The sequence below is a fragment of the Mycobacterium sp. genome (assembly GCF_035314665.1).
GTDB lineage: Bacteria > Actinomycetota > Actinomycetes > Mycobacteriales > Mycobacteriaceae > Mycobacterium.
On record NZ_DATFZD010000157.1, the window covers coordinates 1 to 2,690 of the forward strand.

The window sequence follows — 2,690 nt, forward strand, 5'->3', positions numbered from 1 at the left end:
TTGATATGCGCGGCTTCGTGAAACCCCTACCGCCTCGACATGAATCTCGTTTTGAACGCCGGTCGCACCAGTCAGCCGCTCGACGTTCGCCCGCACCAGCCACCTGGGGCAAGTCATTGGCGATGCGGAAGAACTGCGGGCCCGACTTGGGCCACGTTGTTGGTACTCGCTTGAAGTCAGGGCGTTGACCTGCTTGTTTTCTTTGGGATGGGCCGGAAAGTGTGCACTAGCGGTGGGCTCCTAGGGTGCGGTGGTGGCCTACGTGCGCACCGTGAAGACCAGCTCGGGGGCGACAGCGGTGCAGATCGTGTGGTCCTCGCGGCGTGGTTCGCGCCGTATCGAGCATCTCGGTTCTGCCCACGATGACGCCGAAGTGGAGGCGTTGAAGGCCGCGGCTGCCCAGCGCCTGGCCGATGGCCAGCAGGTGCTCGATCTGGGTCTGGCTGACACCGGATCCGGTGGCGCGCCGCTGGAGATCGTCAGCTCCCGGGCCAGCCATCTGTGGGATGGGCTGTGCCGGGCCTACGGTGTGCTCGGGTTCGATCGGGTGCTCGACGGTGATGAGGTGCTGCGCGATCTGGTGTTGGCCCGCATCATCGAGCCGACCAGCAAGATCGACGCAGAGCGGGTGCTGGTCGAGACTGGAGTTGCCGCCGCGTCCTACCGCACCGTCAAACGACGCCTACCTGTGATCGCCAAACCTACTGTCCGACAAGCATTATCAGCGGCGTGCGCTGCTCACGCCGGGCTGGGCCCGGCCAGCCTGGTGCTTTTCGATGTGTCCACCCTGTACTTCGAAACTGATGCCGGTGACGGTTTTCGTGAGCCCGGGTTCTCCAAGGAACGGCGCCTGGAGCCGCAGATCACTGTGGGGCTGCTGACCGACGCCACCGGGTTCCCCCTGACGGTGGCGGCGTTTGAGGGCAACAAAGCCGAGACCGCCACCATGGTGCCGGTCATCAACGCCTTCAAGACCGCTCACCAACTGCGCGAGGTGACTGTGGTCGCCGATGCCGGCATGATCTCTGAGGCCAACCAGGTCGCCCTGCAAGCCGCCGGGCTGTCCTACATCCTGGGTGCCCGCATCCCGTACCTACCCGATGTGGTGCGCGAATGGCGTGACAAGCACCCCGACGAGCAGATCCCTGACGGGTTGGTGCTGACCCAGCCCTGGCCGGCGACCTCGTCGGAGAAGGCCCGCGGCATCCCGGATCGCGTCATCTATTACCAGTTCCGCCACGATCGAGCCCGACGCACCCTGCGCGGCATCGATGAGCAAGTCGCCAAGGCCGAACGCGCCGTCGACGGGCACGCCCCGGTCAAACGCAATCGCTATATCCAACTGTCCGGCGCCACCAAGTCAGTGAATCGCCAGCTGGAGGCCAAGACCCGGGCGCTGGCCGGGTGGAAGGGCTACACCACCAACCTCACCACCGTGGGTGCGGAGTTCGTCATCGACGCGTATCACCAGCTGTGGCGCATCGAGAAGGCCTTCCGAATGTCTAAGCCTGGATCCGTGGATGGGCCGGTGATGTGATCGGCGTGTGAACAGCGAAAATGCCTTCTGAACTGGGACAATACGAGTGCTTAAGTCGATCTTGTCCAGCGTTCGGGAAGGCATTTTCGGTGCACTCATCCTATACGTTCACCGTCGGGTCGGCGGTGTTTGACGAGCGGAATCTGGTGTCGTCGGCCGGGTTGGTGCCGGTGCTGGAACTGGCTGAGCAGACCGGGCTTTCGCGGTTGATCGGCGAGCACGTGGATCTGCCGTCGACACGGGTGAAGTCCGGGGCGGTCAACCCGGCCGGCAAGCTGACCTCGATCATCGCCGCGATGATGTGCGGCGCGGACAGCATCGATGACGGCAACGTGCTGCGCGCCGGCGGCACCCCGCGGGTGTTCCACGAGGTGTATGCGCCCTCGACACTGGGGATCTTCTTGCGCGAGTTCACCTTCGGGCACGCCAACCAGCTCGCCGCGGTGACCCGCGCGCATCTGGTGGCGCTGGCGGCCCGGGTGCCGTTGTTGCCCGGCATCGGCGAGCGCGCCTTCGTCGACATCGACTCGCTGTTGCGCCCGGTCTATGGGCACCACAAGCAGGGCGCCTCGTTCGGGCACGCCAAGATCGCCAGCCGCGCCCTGCTGCGTCTGGGCCTGTCACCGCAGATCACCACCCTGTCCACGGCGACCGCGGCGCCGGTCATCGCCGAGGCCCGGCTACGCAGCGGGCGGGCCGCCTCCGGGCGTGCCGCCGCCGCCCAGATCAAGCAGGCTATCGGCACCGCCCGCGGGTGCCGGGCCGCCACGATCATGGTGCGCGGCGACTCGGCGTTCGGCACCAAGAAGGTGATCACCACCTGCATTGGGGAAGGCGCCGAGTTCTCCCTATCGGTGAGCCGCAACCGCCGCATCAGCGCCGCGATCGCCGCCATCGACGAGGCCGCCTACACCCCGGTGCACTACCCGGGCGCAGTCGAAGACCCCGACACCGGGCTGTTGATCTCCGATGCCCAGGTCGCCGAAACCCCCTACCCCCTGCGGCTGGGCTCCGGCCGCAGCCTCACTGTGCGGCTGGTGGTGCGCCGCGTCAAAGACGCCCGCTACCCCGACGCGTTGTTTCCGGTGTGGCGCCATCACCCGTTTGTGACCAACTCCGAGTTGCCCACCGCCGAGGCCGACATCACCCACCG

Annotated in this window: 1 protein-coding gene and 1 pseudogene; both read left to right on the forward strand. The window is 66.4% G+C overall.

Going from position 1 to position 2,690, the window contains the following annotated elements:
• Nucleotides 1–253: 253 nt before the first annotated feature.
• Nucleotides 254–1,507, forward strand: a pseudogene (locus VKI00_RS12535) (IS1634 family transposase); the annotation flags it as partial.
• A gap of 119 nt (nt 1,508–1,626) precedes the next feature.
• A partial coding sequence (locus tag VKI00_RS12540; RefSeq protein WP_324437779.1) for an IS1380 family transposase occupies nt 1,627–2,690 on the forward strand: 1,064 nt, incomplete at its 3' end.